The sequence below is a fragment of the Azospirillum oryzae genome, assembly GCF_900177515.1.
In the GTDB taxonomy this organism is placed as follows: Bacteria; Pseudomonadota; Alphaproteobacteria; order Azospirillales; family Azospirillaceae; genus Azospirillum; species Azospirillum oryzae_A.
In genome coordinates, this window is the sequence record NZ_FXAK01000001.1 from 127,235 (window position 1) to 145,221 (window position 17,987).

Genomic DNA, 17,987 nt, shown 5'->3' on the forward strand with positions numbered 1-17,987 from the left:
AAGCAAATGCAGGGAGCGATCACTCATGCCGAAGGAAAAGACCCGTTCACTGCGCCTCGCGGCGATGATGGCCGGATGCCTGGCGCTGGCCGGGTGCGGTGGCGGGGCGACGGGGCTCGGCCTCAACCTCGTCTCGCAGGAACAGCTCGCGGATCTGGGAAAGCAGGACTGGCAGCGCCTTGTCTCCTCCACGCCGGCCACCACCAACCAGTCCTACCAGCGCCGGGCCGAGGAGGTGTCGGCGCGCCTGCTGCGCGCCGCCGGCCTCGACGCCTCGCAATGGGAGGTCCGCGTCTTCCAGGGCGAGGAGGCCAACGCCTTCGCCCTCCCCGGCCAGAAGATCGGCGTCTATGAGGGGCTGTTCCGCTACGCCAAGAACGACGCGCAGTTGGCCGCGGTGATCGGGCACGAGATCGCCCACAATCTGGATGCCCACGCCGCAGAGCGTGTCAGCACCCAGATGGCCACGGAGGCCGGGGCCGGCATCGTCGGCGCGGCACTGGGCGCCGGCGGCGTCCCGGCCAGCCAGCAGATCGCCGCGGCGCTCGGCACCGGCGCGCAATACGGCCTGATCCTGCCCTATTCCCGCAATCAGGAACTGGAGGCCGACCGCGACGGGCTGATGCTGATGGCGCGCGCCGGCTACGACCCGCACGAGGCCGTGTCGCTGTGGGGCAACATGCGGCAGGCCGGATCGGCACCGCCGGTCTTCCTGTCCACCCACCCCGGCATCGACGACCGCATCGGCCAGATGAACCGCCTGATGCCGGAGGCGCTGAAGCTCTACGCGCCGAAATGACGGCCGGCCCGAACCGTCCGGCCCGGATGCCGGGACGGGTCAATCTGATCGCGTCCGCTTTTGCGCTGACCGCCCTGACCTATGGTCTGGCGCGTTTCGCCTATGGCCTTCTGCTGCCCGAGATCCGGGAGGACCTGTCCCTCAGCGCAACGGCCGCCGGATGGATTGGAGGCGGTGCCTTTGCGGCCTATTGTATCGGGATCGTTGCCGCATTCATGACCGTCCCGCGACTGGGCGAACGCGGCGTCACCACATTGGCCGGCCTGACGGCGACCTGCGGCCTGGCCCTTGTCGCCATTGCGCAGTCGGGTTGGAGCCTCGGCATCGCAACCCTACTTGCGGGGCTCAGCACCGGGCTGACTTCCCCGCCGCTGGCCGCCGCGGTCGCCCGCTGTCTGGATGATGTGGACCGGCCGAAGGCGAACGGCGCGATCAACGCCGGCACGGCAGCCGGCATCATCTTTTCCGGCATCGCAGTCATGGCTTTCCCCGGCGGTTGGCGTGGGCTCTATGGGCTCTTCGCGGCAATCGGTGCGGCAGTAACGATCTGGCTGTGGTTCGCCATGCCGGCAGGTCCCCGCAAAGCCGCGACGAGCTCCGGTTCCGGCGGCACCCTGATGCGAAGTGGCGTCGGAGGGCTTTGCGCCAGCGCCTTCCTGATGGGGGCCGCCAGCACTTCGATCTGGACCTTCGGAGCCAGCATCATGCGTGACGAGCTGGCGATCGCCGACGGCCGCATCGCACTCGCCTGGATCGTGCTGGGTGCCGCCGGAGTTGCGGGCGCTGGCACCGGTCTTCTCACCGCCCGCCTCGGCATCGGTACGGTTCATCGGGCGGCGCTGTCCGCAATGGCGCTCGCCCTGATCGGCCTAGCTTGGGCACCCGGCATGGCGCCTGACATGGCACCCGGCACTCCGATGATCGCCTTCGCCGTCATGGGCCTGTTCGGCGTCGCCTACATCGTATCGAGCGGTGCGTTCCTATTGTGGGGCATCGCCCTGTTTCCCGACCGGCCGGACTTCGGTCTTGGCCTTCCGTTCCTGATGCTCGCACTCGGGCAGACGACGGGCTCTCCGCTGTTCGGCTCCGTCTGGGAGTCGGCGGGGAGAGCGACGGCGCTGCTGTCCTTTGCGGCACTCATGGGAACCGCCGCAATCTGGACCCGAGCCAAGGCTACAACGCCCGTCACTCCGGCAGCATGGCCGCGAGACAGTCGGCAATCTGGTGGGGGGTGAAGGGCTTGCGCAGCAGGCGGACGGCCTCCCCGAAGTCCGGCGTGTCGGCATAGCCGGTCACGATCAGTGCCGGTATTCCGGGGCGCAGCTGCCGGGCGCCCCGCACCACGGCGGCGCCGTTCATGCCGGGCATGGCGAAGTCGGTGATCACGGCATCGACCTCCACCCCGTCGCTGAGAACGGCCAGGGCCTCTTCCCCGCCGTCGGCCTCAATGACCCGGTGTCCGAGATTCTCCAGCAGCGCCATTGTCCCCATGCGCACGATCGCATCATCCTCCACCAGCAGGATGGTGCGTCCTGTGCCGGAGGTCATCTCGGCGTCGGGCGGGGCCAGCGTGGCGGCTGCGGCCGGAACGCTGGGCAGGTACAGGGTGATCGCGGTTCCGACGCCCGGCGTGCTGTCGATCCGGACGCCGCCGCCGGATTGCGTCGCCATGCCGTGAACCATCGACAGGCCGAGCCCCGATCCCTTGCCGACCGGCTTGGTGGTGAAGAACGGCTCGAAGACGTGCGGCATCACCGACGGCTCGATGCCGGTGCCGGTGTCCTCCACCCGGATCGCCACATAGGTTCCGGGCGCCAGCTCTGCCGGCACATCTCCGCCGCCGTTGCGGCCCACCGTGGCGGCGAATGCCGTCATCGACAGCCGCCCGCCCGCCGGCATCGCGTCGCGGGCATTGATGACGAGGTTCAGGATGGCGGATTCGAACTGGGCCCGGTCGATCAGCGCGGCGGGAAGTCCGGGCGGCACCTCCATCTTGATTTCGATCTGGCCGCCCAGCGTCCGCTCCAGCAGCGAGCCCATGCCGGACAGCAGCTCCCCCAGGTCGGTGGCCTCCGGCATCAGCATCTGGCGCCGCGCGAAGGACAGCAGGGACTGCGTCAGCCTTGCCCCCCGCTCGATCGACCGGTTCGCCGCCTCGAACAGCTGGCGCGGGGTGCCGTCGGGCACCGTGGGTTCCAGAACGGCGAGGCAGCTGACGATTCCCTGCAGCAGGTTGTTGAAATCATGCGCCACACCGCCGGTCAACTGCCCAAGCGCCTCCATCTTCTGGGACTGGAGCAGGGCCGTCTCGGCCCGCCGCCGGTCGGCCATTTCGGCCTGCAAGGCCCGGGTCCGGTCGGCGACCCGCTCCTCCAGGCGGCTGGTGGCCCTGGTGATCTCCTCCAGATGGCTGCGGGTCCGGTACTGGCGCGCCCGGCTGCGCAGCGCGGCCTGCGCGGCGCTCTGCAGCGCCTCGCGGTGCAGCGGCCGGTCCAGCAGCGTGACGTTGCCGAGCGACTGGAAGAACGCCTTTCGTCCACGGCCCGCCTGCCGGCTGCCGCGCGAGGTCAGGATCACGATGGGCAGGTCCGACCAGGGGGGCTGGCCCTCCAGCCACGCCGCCAGGGGCTCCACATCGCCCAGCGTTCCTTCGGAGAGCACCAACGCCGTCGTCGCTTCCCCGAGGCTTCGGCATAGCGCCGCCATATCCGCGCAAGGCCGCGTCTCCAGACCGATCTCGTCGAGGACCGAGCCGATCACCTCGGCATCCCGCCCCTCCGGGGCCAGGACAAGGATGGACGTGCGCATCGTCCTCGATCACCCGCCCTTTGAATGAGCGTGCAGCAGAGGTTCCGCCGGACCGTCATACTGTGGCACGCCGGTCAGCACGCCGCGAAACTCCATCAGCTGCGGGCCGACCTGCATGCCCTCCGGGAACAGCCGGAATTCGCGGATCGACAGCTCGTGGATTCCGGTGCGCTTCTTGACCACCGATATCGCCTTGCGAACCTCGCCGCCGGCTTCGAAGAAGCGCAGCAGGACGACGGTGTCGCTCATGAAGGAGAGGTCGACCGGGTTCTGTACGTCGCCGATGATGCCCTGCTGGGCCAGGATCAGGATGGTGACGACACCCTTGTTGTTCAGATACGTCAGCAGCTCGTGCATCTGCAGGATCAGCGCCTGCTCCTCCGGCATGGTGCTGAGGTAGGAGTTCAGGCTGTCGATCACCACGATGCGGGCATCGCGGTCCTCGACCTCGCGGCGGACCTGCCAGACGAACTGACCCGGCGACAGGCGGGACGGGTTGGCGCGCTGCCAGCCGATCTCGTTCCGACGCACCGCCTCGACGATGTCGACCCCCAGTGCGATGCTGCGGTGCTCCAGCGTCTTGAAATTCTCGTCGAACGAGAAGTATGCGGCATGTTCGCCGCGCTTGACCGCCGCCGAGACATATTGCAGGGCGAGCGAGGATTTTCCGACCCCCGAAGGCCCGACCAGTATCGTCGTGGTCCCCTGCGTCAAGCCGCCTCCCATCAGCGTGTCCAGAGCCGGCAGTCCGCTTTCCATGCTCTCCGCCTCGAAGTCGCTGCGATGCTCCTCGGCGATCAGGCTGGGGAAGACCAGGACATCGCTTTCGGTGATGGCGAAATCGTGCCAGCCGCTCTGGTATTCGGCGCCCCGCATCTTGGCGATGCGCAGGCGGCGGCGTGCCGCGCCATAGGAGCGTTCGCTCTGTTCCAGCACGATCACGCTGTGCACCAGACTGTGCAGCTCCGTCGTGCTTTCCTGATGGGTGAGGTCGTCGAGGATCAGCGTGGTGCAGCGGCGGCCCTGCAGGAACTGCTTGAGCGCAAGGACCTGCCGCCGGTAGCTCAGCTGATCCTGGGTGAGCAGCCGCAACTCCGACACGGTGTCGATCACCAGAATCTCGGGGTTTTCCGCCTCGATGCGGTCGATGATCAGGCTCACCGTCTCGCCCAGCTCCACCTCGGACGGGTAGAGCACGCTCTGCTGGCGATCCAACTGCGCTTCGATGGGCACGATGTCGAACACCGGGAGGCCGTCCAGCGACCAGCCATGGCTGGCGGCGGTCGCCTCCAGCTCCGGCGCGCTTTCCGACAGCGTGATGTAGAGCCCCCTCCTGCCATCTACACGCGCCTGCAGCAGAAATTGCAGGGCGATGGTGGTTTTCCCGGTGCCGGGTGCCCCTTCCAGCAGATGTATTCGGCCGCGCGGCAGTCCTCCGCGCAAGATCAGGTCGAATTCCGGAATTCCGGTCTGCACTTTCTCAATAGGGATCGGCTTGGGCACCAACGGCTCCTTCACTTCCATGTCTGCTGAGAAACACGGCGTGGGGAAAATGTTCCGTCGGCGCTAATCTCCGGCCAAGAAATCGGCAGGTCGTGTCATTGCGCCCACTGAAAACTCAGCGGTTGACCGAGGGCCGGCCGGCACGGTCGGCGACCGGGGAACGGCCGTCTCCCTCGGCGTCCGCCAGATGCCGGCAGAGCGCCGCCGCCAGCGTGCGCGGGGTGACCGGCTTGTGCAGCAGGTGGAAGCCGTATCTGAGGGCATCGTTCTGCGGCTCGGTGCCGATCTCGCCGGTGACGATCAGGCCGGGAATGTCTGGATCGTGCATCGCGCGGATGCGCAGGATGGCCTCGGTGCCGATGCGCTTGTCCCGCAGCCGGTAGTCGACGATCAGGATGTCCGGCCGCCGGCCGTCCCGTTCCAGCCCCTCCACCGCATGGTCGGTCGAACCGGCGGCGATCACGTCGAATTTCCAGGAGCGAAGGATGCTCTCCATGCCCGCCAGGACGATGGGGTCGTCATCCACCACCACCGCCAGCCGCGCCTCCCCCCGCTCCGGCGGCGTGGGTTCTTCCGCCGTCGGTTCGGGCTCCGGAATGCGGTCGTCGGTGGCGAGCGGGACGGCGATGCTGAACAGCGCCCCCTGCCCGGCCTGCGAATGCACGGTGACGGGGTGATCCAGCAGGTTCGACAGGCGGCGGACGATCGCCAGCCCCAGTCCCAGCCCCTGGTTGCGGTCCCGTTCGGGATTGTCGATCTGATACAGCTCTTCGAAGACGCGGTCGATCTGGTCGGCCGGGATGCCGCATCCGCTGTCGCGGACCCCGATCAGCAGATGGTCTCCCTGCAGGGTGCATTCGACCGTGACGCCGCCGCGGTCGGTGTAGCGGATGGCGTTCTCCACCAGATTGCGCAGCATGCGGCCGAGCAGCACACGGTCGCTGCGGATCGCGGTGCGGCAGGGCTTCACCTGCCAGTCCAGCCCCTTTTCCCGGGCGAGCGGCGCAAAGGCGTCGTCCATGCTCCTCAGCAGATCGGACGCGCGGAACTCCTCCAACTGCGGCGCCACGATGCCGGCGTCCAGGCGGGAGATGTCGAGCAGGCCGTCCAGCAGCCCCTTGAGGATTTCCAGACCATCCTGCAGACGTCCCAGCGCGTCGAGGCCGGGGCCGTCGCCCAGGTGCGGGCGCAGCACCTCGGCGAACAGCAGGATCGACTGCATCGGCTGGCGCAGGTCGTGGCTGGCGGCGGCGAGAAAGCGGCTCTTGCTGCGGCCGGCCTCCTCCGCGGCGTCGCGGGCGTGGTGGATGTCGTGGATGTCGACCGCGCCGCCGTACCAGGCGACGATCCGTCCGCCCTGATGGATCGGATGGGTGCGGCTGAGATGCCACCGGTAGGCTCCGTCGGCCCGGCGCAGGCGCAGTTCATATTCGTGCGGCGCGCCGGCGGCGATGGCGCGGGCGCGGATCGCCTGGACATTCCCGACGTCGTCGGGATGGAGGTCTTCCATCCGGTTGCCCTCGGTCGTCAAGCGGCCGGTGTAGGCGCGGAAGGCGGCGTTGACGAGTTCCAGGGTGCCGTCCGGATGGTTCACCCACATCATGTGCGGCGCGTTCTCGACAAGGGCGCGGAGCCGTTCCTCGCTGGCCCGCAGCGCGGCGGAAGCCTCCTCCTTGGCGCGCATCTGCCGGTCGAGGTCTTCGACAAGCGCATCGAACGACAGGCCGAGCCGGCTCATTTCCGGGCCGTCGATCGCGCCGACGCGGACGGAATGGTCGGCGGCACGCCAGCGCTCGGTCGCGGCAAGCAAAGCCGCCACCGGCCGATAGATATGGCGCCTGGCGATCACGTAGGCCGCCAGCAGGCCGAGCAGCAGGGTGGCTGCGATCAGGATCAGCGACCGCCGCAGCGCATCGTCGATGCTGCCCATCGCCGCATCGTGGTCGATGCCGATGGCCACGAAGATATGCCGGACCCCGGCCGACAGCGGCACATAGGCGAACACCCGCTCGGCGCCGTCGATCCCCATCAATCGGGCGGTGCCGACGGCGTCGGCGTCCAGCAGCGGGCGGAACCGTTGCGGAAGGACGGTGCCGACGATTCCTGGACTTGCCGGCGCATGGGCCAGCACGACGCCGTTGCCGTCGGCCACCAGCAGCGACGCGTTGTCGGGAAGCGGGTGTTCGGACAGATAGCGTTCGAGCCAGCCGAGATCGATCAGCGCCGTGACCACGCCGATCGGCGGACCGTCGGCACGGTCGCGGCGGATCGGCAGGCCGAACGGCATGGCGGGCTTGCCGTTGTGCCGTAGCAGGATGAACTCGCCGACGGTGAAACCGCCGCCATCCAGGGCGGCGCGCACATGCATCCGGTCGGCGATGGGCCGCCCGATCAGGGCCGGGTTGGTGGCGCAGAGGATGACGCCGTCCGCTCCGGTAAGGGTGATCGTCAGGTAGTCCGGAATGCGCGCGCCGGTGCGCGACAGCAGCGTCTGGCAGGCCGGCGCATCGAGATCCTGCGCGGCCGGTGTTTCGGCCAGCAGTTCCAGCATCTGGCGCACGCCTTCGACGAGGCGCTGCTGCTCGCCGCCGAGCAGGCCGAGAAGCTGCCGGGCATGGTCGTGGATTTCCTCGGAGCGCTGGCGGCGCAGGTCGATCTGGTTCCAGACCTCCAGCGCGCAGATCGGAGCCAGGGCCAGGGACACGAGCAGCAGCAGGCGGGTCAGGAAGCTCATGGCGCCCTGATTCCGGCCCTGTTGCCGTGGACTGCGACCGTCATTGCTCCGCCTCCCGTCCGGTCCCTCTCCCCCTTTAACCGTCAGGGGTTGCCGAACGCTGCCTTGCGATCGCCAATCGTGGCTGGACAGGTTCGGCGGGCAATCGACGGAGCACAACAGATCAGAAGGGGGAGCTGCCGGGCATCCCCGGCGGACGCGCAGGCCGCCCCTGCAGTCACCGCGCCGCGATGGCGCTGTTCAGCGAGGCGATCAGGATATGGGCGTCCACCGGCTTGCCCAGCACGTCGCGGGCGCCGCCGCCGATCGCCCGCGCCCGCGTGGTCTCGTCGGCATAGGAGGTCATGAACAGGATCGGCGGATGTCCACCGCCGTCGGCGTTCAGCCGCTCCTGCATCTCCAGCCCGGACAGGCCGGGCATGCGCACGTCCAGGATGATGCAGGCGATGCCGCCGCGGTCGGTGCCGGCCGGGAAATGCGTCAGGAAATCCTCGGCGGAGACGAAGGACCGGCAGCGGAAGCCGACGGACCGCAGCAGGTCGTCCAGCGCCTCGCGGATCGCCTCGTCGTCATCGACCACCGCTATCAGGGGTGCGTTGGACACTTCGTGATGCCTCGACCGGATGGAGGCGCCGTTCCCTGGCGCCACGCGCATCCTAGCCGGACGGGACCGCGGGGAGATACCACACCTAGGTCTACTCCTTTGCGGTCTACTCGTCGGAGTCTACTCCTCCGGATCCAGCACTTCCGCCTTGCGGACGAGGTCGGCGACCGAGCGCACCTGCATCTTCCGCATCACCTTGCCGCGGTGCAGCTTCACCGTCACCTCGCTGATGCCGAGATCGCCGGCGATTTGCTTGTTCAGACGGCCCTTGACCACCTCGGCCATCACCTCGCGTTCCCGCGGGGTCAGGGTCGCGGCCAGCGATTCCACCGTCATCGCGGCAGCCCGGTCGCGCCGCCGCGAACGGTCGCGGGCAATGGCGGCCTCCACGGCGTCCAGCATGTCCTGGTCGCGGAAGGGCTTGATGAGGAAATCCATCGCTCCCGCCTTCATCGCCCGCACCGACATCGGTACGTCGGCGAACCCGGTCATGAAGACGATGGGCAGCGCGATGCCCAGGCTGTCCAGCCTGGTCTGGAACTCCAGCCCGCCCAGGCCGGGAAGCCGCACGTCCAGGATCAGGCAGCCCGGCCGGTCGGGAACCGCCGCCGCCAGCAGCTCGGCCGTGCTGCCGAAGGCAAGGCTTTCGATGCCGACCGACCTCAGCAGATCGACCACCGCCTCACGCATGCCGGCATCGTCATCCACGACGAGAACCAGCGGATCATCGGTAACGGGCGGTGGTGCGGGCGATTGCGGCATGGCGGTCAGTCCTCTCGTGCCGGAACGGCCGGCGACGGCCCGGCGGCGGCCGGGGCAGGGGCAGGGGCAGGGGTCGGAGGCTCGGGCAAAGCCGCGGGTATGGTGAACTCGAACACCGCCCCACCCTCCGCGTGGTTGTGCGCGGTCAGCGTGCCGCCGCAGGATTCCACGGTGGACCGGCAGATCGACAGCCCCATGCCCATGCCGTCCGGCCGGGTGGTGAAGAAGGGGTCGAACAGGCGGGCGCGGCTGGCCTCGTCGATGCCCCGGCCGCGGTCGCGGACCGCCACCCTCACCTCGGCGCCGTCTCCGGCCCGCTCGACGGTGACGGTCAGCTCGCGGCGCGGGGTTCCCGCCTCCGCCATGGCGTGCAGGCCGTTGGTGACGAGGTTGATCAGCACCTGCTGCAAGGCGACCCGGCTGCCCCGCACCGGCGGCACGTCGGGCGCGAAGCCGGTGACCAGCACCGCCGCGGCGGCCGACAGCTCGCGCTCCAGCAGCAGCGCCACCTCCTCCACCAGCTGGCGCAGGTCGATGGTCTCGTCGCAGCGGGTGTCCCTGACCAGCATGCCGCGGGTGCGCTGCACGATGTCGGCGGCGCGTTTGCCGTCGCGGACGATGCGGTCCGCCGCCTTGGCGGCGGTCTCGATGTCCGGCGGGTCGCGGCGCAGCCAGCGCAGGCAGGCCTGCGCGTTCAGCACGATGGCGCCCAGCGGCTGGTTCAGTTCATGGGCGATGGAGGCGGACAGGGCGCCCAGCGTGGCGGCGCGCGCGGCACGGGCGAGTTCGGCCTGGGCCGCCAGCAGCGCCTCCTGCGTGCGTTCGCGCTGGGTGATATCGACGACGCCGACCACGACCCGGTCGAAGCCGACGCCGTCGTCGGGAAAGCTGATGCCCAGCAGCACCGTCAGGGTGCGTCCGTCGGCGGCGATCAGCTGCGCCCTCCCCTCGAACCGGTCGCGCCCGTCCCAAAGCGCCAGGAGTATCTGCGGCAAGGCCGGATCCTCGGCGGGAAGGAAGCGTTCGAGCGGCCCCAGCACCTCCGCCCGGCCGGCGGCGCCCAGCAGTTCCAGGGTCGCGTCATTGACGTTGGTGGTGACGACCGCTGCCCCCATCTCCCGCGCCCAGCCGGGATTGGCCTGCGCATGGGCGGCGATGTCCGTCACCCCGTCCGCCCGCAGCGCGTCGAGCGCCGCCGTCACGGCGGTGAAGTCCTGCTCCCACAGCGAAATGCGCGCCTGCTCGAACATGCCGCGGTAGCGCCGTTCGCTGCGCGCGAGCGCCGTGTTGGCCCGGACAAGCAATGCCCGCGAGTCATGGTCCCGCACCAGCAGCGCACCGGTGATCAGGATGGCCGCCAGCGATACGCCGCAGCGCAGCACCGTCGACAGGTCCATGTCGTGCCAGTGCGACAGGAAGAAGGACAGTACCGCCAGCAGCGCGCAGCCCGCCGCCACCCGCAGGATGCCGCGCCGGGACAGCGCGGTGGCCGCCAGGAGAAGCACCAGCACATACAAGACCGCGATGGCGCTTTCGATGTCGGTGAAGGTGTCGATGACGAACACGGTCAGCGCAAGCGGAATCGCCAGCAGGCCGAGCCGGCGCTCGGCCGCCCGGCCCGCCGCCTGCGAACTGCCCCACTCCGCGCCCGTCCAATCTGCGCCCATGCGCCCGTCTCCAACCTCGCGGTGTGCCGTTCCGATTGCCGCAGCTTGCCTGCCGGTCCCGCCCACTTCTTGAACGATCTGGACGTGACGGCGCCAGTCATACCTTGGGTTGGTTGAGAAGATCGCCGCACCGGCGCTACCATCCTGCCCCACGCCTTTCCCCAGCGAATGCCTCAGGCCGCAGGAGCCCGCCATGGTCGACGCCATCATCATCGGAGCCGGCCAGGCCGGACCGCCGCTCGCCGAACGCCTCACCGCCGCCGGCATGAGCGTGGCGGTGGTCGAGCGCAAGCTGTTCGGCGGCACCTGCGTCAACACCGGCTGTACCCCGACCAAGACGCTGATCGCCAGCGCCCGCGTCGCCCGGATGGCCCAGCGCGCCGCCGAGTACGGCGTGATGCTGGACGGCCCGGTGCGCATCGACATGGCGCGGGTCAAGGCGCGCAAGGACGAAGTCTCCGGCCGCTCGCGCCGGAATGTCGAGCGCTGGCTGCGCGGCATGCCCAACTGCCGGGTGCTGCAAGGCCATGCCCGTTTCGAATCGGCCAACAGCGTGCGCGTCGGCGACGAGCTGCTGACGGCGGAGCGCATCTTCCTCAATGTCGGCGCCCGCGCCGCGGTGCCGGACATGCCCGGCATCCATGACGTCAAGATCCTGACCAGCGGCACCATCCTCGACCTCGACCATGTGCCGCGGCATCTGGTGGTGGTCGGCGGCAGCTACATCGGCCTGGAATTCGCCCAGATGTACCGCCGGTTCGGCGCCGAGGTGACGGTGGTGGAAAAGGGGGAGCGGCTGATCGGCCGCGAGGATCCCGACGTTTCCGACGCCATCTGGGAGCTGCTGGAGAGGGAGGGGATCACCGTCCGCCTGTCGGCCGACTGCATCCGCTTCGCCCCCCATGCCGACGGCATCGAGGTCGGGGTGAACTGCGCGTCCGGCACCCCGTCGGTGGTGGGAAGCCATGTGCTGCTGGCGGTCGGGCGCACGCCCAACACCGGCGACCTCGGGCTCGACCGCGCCGGGGTGGCGACGGATTCGCGCGGCTACGTCACGGTGGACGACAAGCTGCGCACCAACGTGCCGGGCATCTGGGCGATGGGCGACTGCAACGGGCGCGGCGCCTTCACCCACACCGCCTACAATGATTTCGAGATCGTCGCCGCCAACCTGCTGGACGACGACCCGCGCAGCGTCGACGACCGCATCCAGGCCTACGCGCTCTACACCGACCCGCCGCTCGCCCGCGTCGGCATGACCGACGAGGCGGTCCGCCGCTCCGGCCGGCGGGCGCTGGTCGGCCAGCGGGCGATGACCCGCGTCGGCCGCGCGGTCGAGAAAGGTGAGGCCGACGGCTTCATGCGGATCGTCGTCGATGCCGACAGCCGGGAAATCCTCGGCGCCGCCATCCTCGGCCCCGGCGGCGACGAGGCGATCCACGGCGTGCTCGACATGATGTACGCCAAGGCGCCCTACCCCACCCTCCAGCGCGCCGTCCACATCCACCCCACCGTCGCCGAACTGCTGCCGACCCTGCTGGGCGAACTGAAGCCGCTGGAGTGACGGCGGACCTGCCCTGCGCCGCCGCGCGCGGCGCAGGGCAGGGCGGCGTTTGCGGCGCAACGGAAATTCTTGACCACGGAACCGACGGGTCTATGTTTTGGATCAGATGATCTAAAATGTGGATCGGGAGGCGGATGCGATGGCTCGGCCGCGGAAGTTCGATGAGACGGCGGTGCTGGACGCGGCGATGGACCGCTTCTGGACCCAGGGCTACGAAGCGACCTCGACCCGCGAGCTGGCGGAGAGCATGCGGATGACGCTCGCCAGCATGCACAATGCCTTCGGCGACAAGCGGGCGCTGTTCCGCCGCTCGCTGGAGCATTACCTGGACGGCTCCCTGCGCGCCCGCATTGCCCGGCACGAGGCATCCCCCTCTCCGGCCGCCGCCGTCGCCGCCTTCCTGCGCGAGAGCATCGAACGCTCGCTCAGCGACGGCTGCGGGCGCGGTTGCCTGCTGGTCAATTCCGCGCTGGAGATCACCTCGGCCGATCCGGACTTGCGCGAATTCCTGAACGCGGAACTGTCGACCATCGAAGACTTCTTCCGCCGCTGCATCGTCAAGGGACGGCAGAGCGGCGAAATCCCCCCCGGCATCGATGCCGACGACGCGGCCCGCCTGCTCTTCGCCAGCATCCTGGGCATCCGCGTCCTGGCCCGCGTCCGTCCCGAACGCAACCTGCTGGAAGGCGCCGCCCGTGCCGCCCTGGCGAGCCTGGGCCTGCCGCCGATGCCGGATTCCTGACCGCTTCACTCCCGTCCGCCACACGCCGTCATATTCCCAGCCATCCCGGCAACCGGGCGGGCCGCAGCCGCGGCGCCGTCAAAGGGGACGCACGACCATGAGCACCACATCCGCAGCCGCGGCGCCGAACAAGCCGACCAATCAACCGGCCAACCGCCAAAAGGACCGTCTGGACGGCGCCGCCTGGATGGCGACGCTCGCCGGGATGGCGGGAAGCCTCGTCGCCGTCGGGCTGGCACGCTTCGCCTACTCCCCGCTTGTCCCATCGCTGATCGAGGCGCACTGGTTCTCCGCCGGCGACGCCGTGACGCTGGGCGCGGCGAATTTCGCCGGCTATCTGGCCGGTGCCCTGCTCGGGCGACCGATGGCCGGGCTGCTGCCCAACCGGGCGCTGCTGCGGCTGCTGATGCTGGCGACGTCGCTCGCCTTCATCGCCTGTGCCTACCCGCTCTCGCTCGGCTGGTTCTTCGCATGGCGCTTCGTTTCCGGCCTCGCCGGCGGCGCCATCATGGTCCTGGTCGCCACCAGTATCCTGCCCCACATCCCGGCGTCGCGTCGCGGCTTCGTCAGCGGGATGATCTTCCTGGGCATCGGCCTCGGGATCGCCGCGTCGGGCACCGCCGTGCCGGCATTGATGCGGCTGGGACTGCACGAGACATGGCTGGGGCTGGGCGGGCTGTCGCTGCTGCTGACCGCCCTGTCCTGGTTCGGCTGGCCGCCTTCCGCCCCGCCGCAGGACATCGCCGCCCCGGCGGTGGAGCATGCGCCGCGCCATGAAGGGGGTGTCCTGCGCTCGCTCTATGCCGAATATGCGCTGAACGCCCTGGGGTTGGTGCCGGTGATGCTGTTGCTGGTCGATTACGTCGCCCGCGGCCTGCACCAGGGCGCCGATGTCGGCGCCTATTACTGGGTCCTGTATGGCGTGGCGTCGGTGGCCGGTCCCGTTGCCGCCGGATCGCTGGCCGACCGGATCGGCTATGGCGCGGCATACCGGATCGCCCTGCTGCTTCAGGCCGTAGCCGTCGCCACGCTGGCGCTCAGCGGCCATCCGCTGGTGGTCGGGGCCGCGACGGTGGTGCTCGGCGCCCTGACGCCGGGCATCGTCCCGCTGGTGCTGGGCCGCATCCACGAACTGCTGCCGCACGGCCAGACCGAACAGCGCGCGGCCTGGAGTAGGGCCACCACCGCCTTCGCCCTGTTCCAGGCGCTGGCAGGCTACGGCTACTCCTACCTCTTCACCCACAGCGGGGAGAGCTATGCCGCCGTCTTCCTGTGCGGCACCGTCGCTCTGGTGATCGCGCTGGGCGCCGACATCGTCGCCAACGCCCGCCGCCGGCGTCACGCCGGAAAGGATTTGGCCGGGAAGGATCAGACCGCGAAGCCGGCGGCTGTCATCCGCTCCTGAAACACCGTCTGCAGCAGGGCCAGGAAGGCGCGCACCGCCGGGTTGGTGTGGCGGCTTTCCGGCCAGAGCGCCGTGATGTTGTTCCGCTCGACCGCGAAGTCCGCCAGGACCGGGACCAGGGCGCCGCGCGCCACATGGGGACCCGCAACGAAGGTCGCGGCCATGCCGATGCCGCCGCCGGCCGACAGCGCGGCGATCAGCGCGTCGCTGACGTCGACGACGATACCGGCCGGCGGCACCACCTCCACCAGCCGTCCGCCGATGCGGAAAGGCCAGCGCAGCGCCTGTCCGCTGCTCTGATAGCGCAGGAGGACGGTGTCATGCCCGTCCAGCTCGTTGGGGTGCATCGGCATCCCGCGCGCCGCCAGATAGTCCGGCGAGGCGAAGCAGCAGAGCCGGTACGGCGCCAGCCGGCGCGACAGCAGCCCGGAGTCCGCCAGTTCGCCGATGCGCACGGCGACGTCGATCCTCTCCTCGACGATGTCGACCATCCGGTCGTTCAGGCGCAGATCGACCGTCACCTTGGGGTGGAGCCTGCGGAAGGCCGGCAACGCCGGCGCGATCACATGGACGCCGATCGGCAGCGGGGCCGCGACGCGCAGCGGGCCGGACGGCTCCGATCGCGCCGCCATCGCCGCCTGCTCGATCTCCTCCGCGTCGCGCAGCAGCCTCACCGCGCGTTCATGCAGCTCGCGGCCCTCCGGCGTCAGCATCAGCGAGCGCGTTGTGCGCGTGAACAGCGAGACCCCAAGCCGCTGCTCCAGCCGCTGCACGCTCTTGCTGACGGCGGAGGGTGAGATCGACAGCGACCGCGCGGCGGCGGTGAAGCTGCCCAGCGATCCGGCGCGCGCGAATGCGATCAGCCCGGTCAGCCGTTCCAGGCCCATTTGTTCCTTCATGGCATAATTGAACAGATGTTGAGGCCGATTATCAATCCCGAACCGCCGACCATATGCTCGTCCAGGTCCGATCCATTCCCTCCGATCCATTCCCAAGGAGCCTGAGATGAGCGAAATGATGAAAGCGGTGCGGCTGCACGCCTTTGGTGGTCCGGAGGTCCTGGTCTATGAAGATGCGCCGAAACCCCGGCCGAAAGCGGGCGAGGTCCTGGTCCGCGTCCACGCGGTGGGACTCAATCCCCCCGACTGGTATCTGCGCGACGGCTACCGGATGCTTCCGCCCGAATGGCGGCCGCGCGTGTCCTTCCCCATCATCCCCGGCACCGACATTTCGGGCGTAGTCGAGGCGGTCGGCGATGGAGCCGGGACGGTGGCCGTCAGCGACGAGGTCTATGCGATGGTCCGCTTTCCCGCCGGCCTTGCCGGCGACAGCCGGGCCTATGCCGAGTATGTCTCGGTCCCGGCATCCGAACTCGGGATCAAACCGCGGCGCGTCGACCATGTGCATGCCGCCGCGGCGCCGATGTCTCTGCTGACCGCTTGGCAATTCCTGGTCGATCTCGGCCATGACGAACCGAATCCGCTGCAGCCGGACCAGCATCGGCCGGTGCCGCTCGCCGGCAGGACCGTGCTGGTGAACGGCGCCGGCGGTGGCGTCGGCCATCTGGCTCTGCAGATCGCGAAATGGAAGGGGGCGCACGTCATCGCCGTGGCTTCCGGCCGGCACGGGGCGCTGCTGCGCGATCTCGGCGCCGACGAGGTCATCGATTACACCAGGACCAAGCCCGAGGAGGTGGTGCGCGGGGCCGATCTCGTCATCGACGCGGTCGGCGGCCCGGCCACCCGCCGTTTCCTGCCGACTCTGAAGCGCGGCGGCGCCCTGTTCCCGATCTTCCCGCTGGGCTTCGACGCCGGCATGGAAGCGGCGGAGCTGGGCGTCACCGTGTCGGCCACCCAGGTCCGGTCGAACGGCGCCCAATTGACGGAAATCGGAAGGCTCCTCGACGCCGGTACCATCCGCGTGGTGATCGACAGCGTCTTCCCGCTGGCCGACGCGCGAAAGGCACACGAGCGCGCGGCCGGCGGCCATGTCCAGGGCAAGATCGTCCTCACCGCCGCCTGACCGCGCGCACGGCAGCCAAGCCCAGGCCGGCCTTGCAACCCCCTTCCCATCCGGACCATCCTGACCGGCGGCACCGGAACCAAGAGGAAGAATCGTGCAGCCGGAGATCATCGAGATTATTGAAGGACATACGGCGTCGGCGGTGCCGGCCCTGCAGGTGCTTTGGCCGAAATACGATGCGGCAGAGATGACCCGCATCATCGACACCGTGCTGCGCCCGAACGGCTACCGCCTTGTCGGCATCCTCCCCGAAGCGGGCGGCCCGGCCGCCTGCGTCATGGGATTCCGCCTGCAATATTCCCTCTGGCTGGGCAAGTCCTTCTACATCGTCGACATGGCGACCCTGCCCGACCAGCGCGGCCGGGGCTATGCCTCGCTCATCCTCGACTGGGCGAAGGCCGAGGCGGAAAGGCTGGGCTGCGCAGCGCTGCACCTCGATTCCGCTGTCGGTCCGGAGCGCAGCGACGCCCACCGCGTCTATATGGGCAAGCGCTATCGGATCGGCTGCCACCATTTCGTCCACAAACTGGACTAGCGCGCCCCCTCAGCCGCCGCGCGGTAGGGGGCGAACCAACCCAGCCCATCCAGCGTGGCGGCCCTCGGCCGGTATTCGCAGCCGACGAAGCCGCCATAGCCCAGCCGGTCCAGCTCCGCCAACAGGAAGGGCCAGTTCAGTTCCTCGCCGTCCGGCTCGTTGCGCGACGGGACCGAGGCGATCTGGACATGGCCGGTCAGCGGCATCAGCCGGCGTAGCGCCATGGTCACGTCGCCATGGAGGATCTGCCGGTGATAGAGGTCGAACTGCAGCCGGACATTGGGCAATCCGGCCCCGGCGATCAGCCGCTCGGCAAGGGCGAAATCGCTCAGGAAATAGCCCGGCATGTCGCGGCCGTTGATCGGCTCCAGCAGCAGCTCGATCCCGCGCGCCGCCAGCGCCTCGCCCGCGTAAGCCACGGCGCGCCGGTACGAGTCGAGCGCCGCCGGAACGGCGGGATCGGCCAGCCCGGCCATCATGTGCAGCCGGCGGCAGCCCGTCGCCTCCGCATAGTCCAGCGCCTTGGCGACCCCGGCGCGGAACTCCTCGAACCGCTCCGGCAGGGCGGCCAGCCCGCGCTCCCCGGCGGCCCAGTCGCCGGGCGGCATGTTGAACAGCGCCTGGGTCAACCCGTTGCGCTCCAGCCGCCGGGCCACCTCGTCCGGCGCATGATCGTAGGGGAAGAGATACTCGACCGCCCGGAATCCGGCATCGGCGGCGGCGTCGAAGCGGTCCAGGAACGGCCACTCCGTGAACATCATCGTCAGGTTGGCGGCAAAGGCGGGCATGGCGCGGCAGGGCTCCCTCATGGCACGGGCGGCCCGAAACTGATAAGGGAAGGC

The 17,987-nt window shown here is 69.4% G+C and carries 15 protein-coding genes; 7 read left to right on the plus strand and 8 right to left on the minus strand.

Features of this window, described 5'->3' with window-relative positions; all coding sequences use genetic code 11:
* Positions 1 to 25: 25 nt before the first annotated feature.
* Both B9N97_RS00610 and B9N97_RS00615 read left to right on the plus strand, forming a co-directional pair.
* Positions 26 to 799, plus strand: coding sequence for a M48 family metallopeptidase (locus B9N97_RS00610; RefSeq protein WP_085082304.1), 774 nt, complete (start codon positions 26 to 28; stop codon positions 797 to 799).
* Entirely contained in the window at positions 796 to 2,034 is a 1,239-nt protein-coding gene (locus tag B9N97_RS00615; RefSeq protein ID WP_085082306.1) for an MFS transporter, read from the plus strand. Before B9N97_RS00610 ends, B9N97_RS00615 begins: the two co-directional genes overlap by 4 nt.
* Here the strand turns inward: B9N97_RS00615 and B9N97_RS00620 are convergent.
* The 6 genes from B9N97_RS00620 to B9N97_RS00645 form a co-directional block, all read right to left on the minus strand.
* Complete coding sequence (locus B9N97_RS00620; protein WP_085082308.1) at positions 1,985 to 3,607, minus strand: ATP-binding protein; 1,623 nt, start codon at positions 3,605 to 3,607, stop codon at positions 1,985 to 1,987. The two genes, B9N97_RS00615 and B9N97_RS00620, sit on opposite strands and share 50 nt — an antisense overlap.
* 9 nt (positions 3,608 to 3,616) lie before the next feature.
* A complete protein-coding gene (locus tag B9N97_RS00625; protein WP_244560478.1) occupies positions 3,617 to 5,110 on the minus strand; it encodes an ATPase domain-containing protein in 1,494 nt (497 codons plus the stop codon).
* Positions 5,111 to 5,225: 115 nt separating this feature from the next.
* Entirely contained in the window at positions 5,226 to 7,844 is a 2,619-nt protein-coding gene (locus B9N97_RS00630) for an ATP-binding protein (protein WP_085082312.1), read from the minus strand.
* A gap of 217 nt (positions 7,845 to 8,061) precedes the next feature.
* Entirely contained in the window at positions 8,062 to 8,448 is a 387-nt protein-coding gene (locus B9N97_RS00635) for a response regulator transcription factor (protein WP_085082313.1), read from the minus strand.
* A gap of 120 nt (positions 8,449 to 8,568) precedes the next feature.
* Complete coding sequence (locus B9N97_RS00640; protein ID WP_085082315.1) at positions 8,569 to 9,210, minus strand: response regulator transcription factor; 642 nt, start codon at positions 9,208 to 9,210, stop codon at positions 8,569 to 8,571.
* A gap of 5 nt (positions 9,211 to 9,215) precedes the next feature.
* The gene (locus B9N97_RS00645; protein WP_085082317.1) at positions 9,216 to 10,877 is read right to left on the minus strand and encodes a sensor histidine kinase; all 1,662 of its coding nucleotides are present in this window, start codon (positions 10,875 to 10,877) and stop codon (positions 9,216 to 9,218) included.
* Between the two features lie 193 nt (positions 10,878 to 11,070).
* Here B9N97_RS00645 and B9N97_RS00650 point away from each other — a divergent pair, with 193 nt between their 5' ends.
* The 3 genes from B9N97_RS00650 to B9N97_RS00660 all read left to right on the plus strand — a co-directional run bounded on the left by B9N97_RS00650 (position 11,071) and on the right by B9N97_RS00660 (position 14,588).
* Entirely contained in the window at positions 11,071 to 12,441 is a 1,371-nt protein-coding gene (locus B9N97_RS00650; protein ID WP_085082319.1) for an FAD-containing oxidoreductase, read from the plus strand.
* 139 nt (positions 12,442 to 12,580) lie between these two features.
* Entirely contained in the window at positions 12,581 to 13,183 is a 603-nt protein-coding gene (locus B9N97_RS00655) for a TetR/AcrR family transcriptional regulator (RefSeq protein ID WP_085082321.1), read from the plus strand.
* 97 nt (positions 13,184 to 13,280) lie between these two features.
* A complete protein-coding gene (locus tag B9N97_RS00660; protein ID WP_085082323.1) occupies positions 13,281 to 14,588 on the plus strand; it encodes a YbfB/YjiJ family MFS transporter in 1,308 nt (435 codons plus the stop codon).
* Here B9N97_RS00660 and B9N97_RS00665 read toward each other — a convergent pair.
* Entirely contained in the window at positions 14,552 to 15,487 is a 936-nt protein-coding gene (locus B9N97_RS00665; protein ID WP_085082325.1) for a LysR family transcriptional regulator, read from the minus strand. The two genes, B9N97_RS00660 and B9N97_RS00665, sit on opposite strands and share 37 nt — an antisense overlap.
* A gap of 106 nt (positions 15,488 to 15,593) precedes the next feature.
* On the opposite strand from B9N97_RS00665, the gene B9N97_RS00670 reads away from it, so the two are divergent.
* Positions 15,594 to 16,610, plus strand: a complete 1,017-nt coding sequence (locus B9N97_RS00670; protein ID WP_085082327.1) for an NADP-dependent oxidoreductase — start codon at positions 15,594 to 15,596, stop codon at positions 16,608 to 16,610.
* Positions 16,611 to 16,704: 94 nt separating this feature from the next.
* Positions 16,705 to 17,145, plus strand: coding sequence for a GNAT family N-acetyltransferase (locus tag B9N97_RS00675; RefSeq protein ID WP_085082329.1), 441 nt, complete (start codon positions 16,705 to 16,707; stop codon positions 17,143 to 17,145).
* Here B9N97_RS00675 and otnI read toward each other — a convergent pair.
* Positions 17,142 to 17,933, minus strand: coding sequence for a 2-oxo-tetronate isomerase (gene otnI / locus B9N97_RS00680; protein ID WP_085082331.1), 792 nt, complete (start codon positions 17,931 to 17,933; stop codon positions 17,142 to 17,144). The two genes, B9N97_RS00675 and otnI, sit on opposite strands and share 4 nt — an antisense overlap.
* Between the last annotated feature and the right edge of the window lie 54 nt (positions 17,934 to 17,987).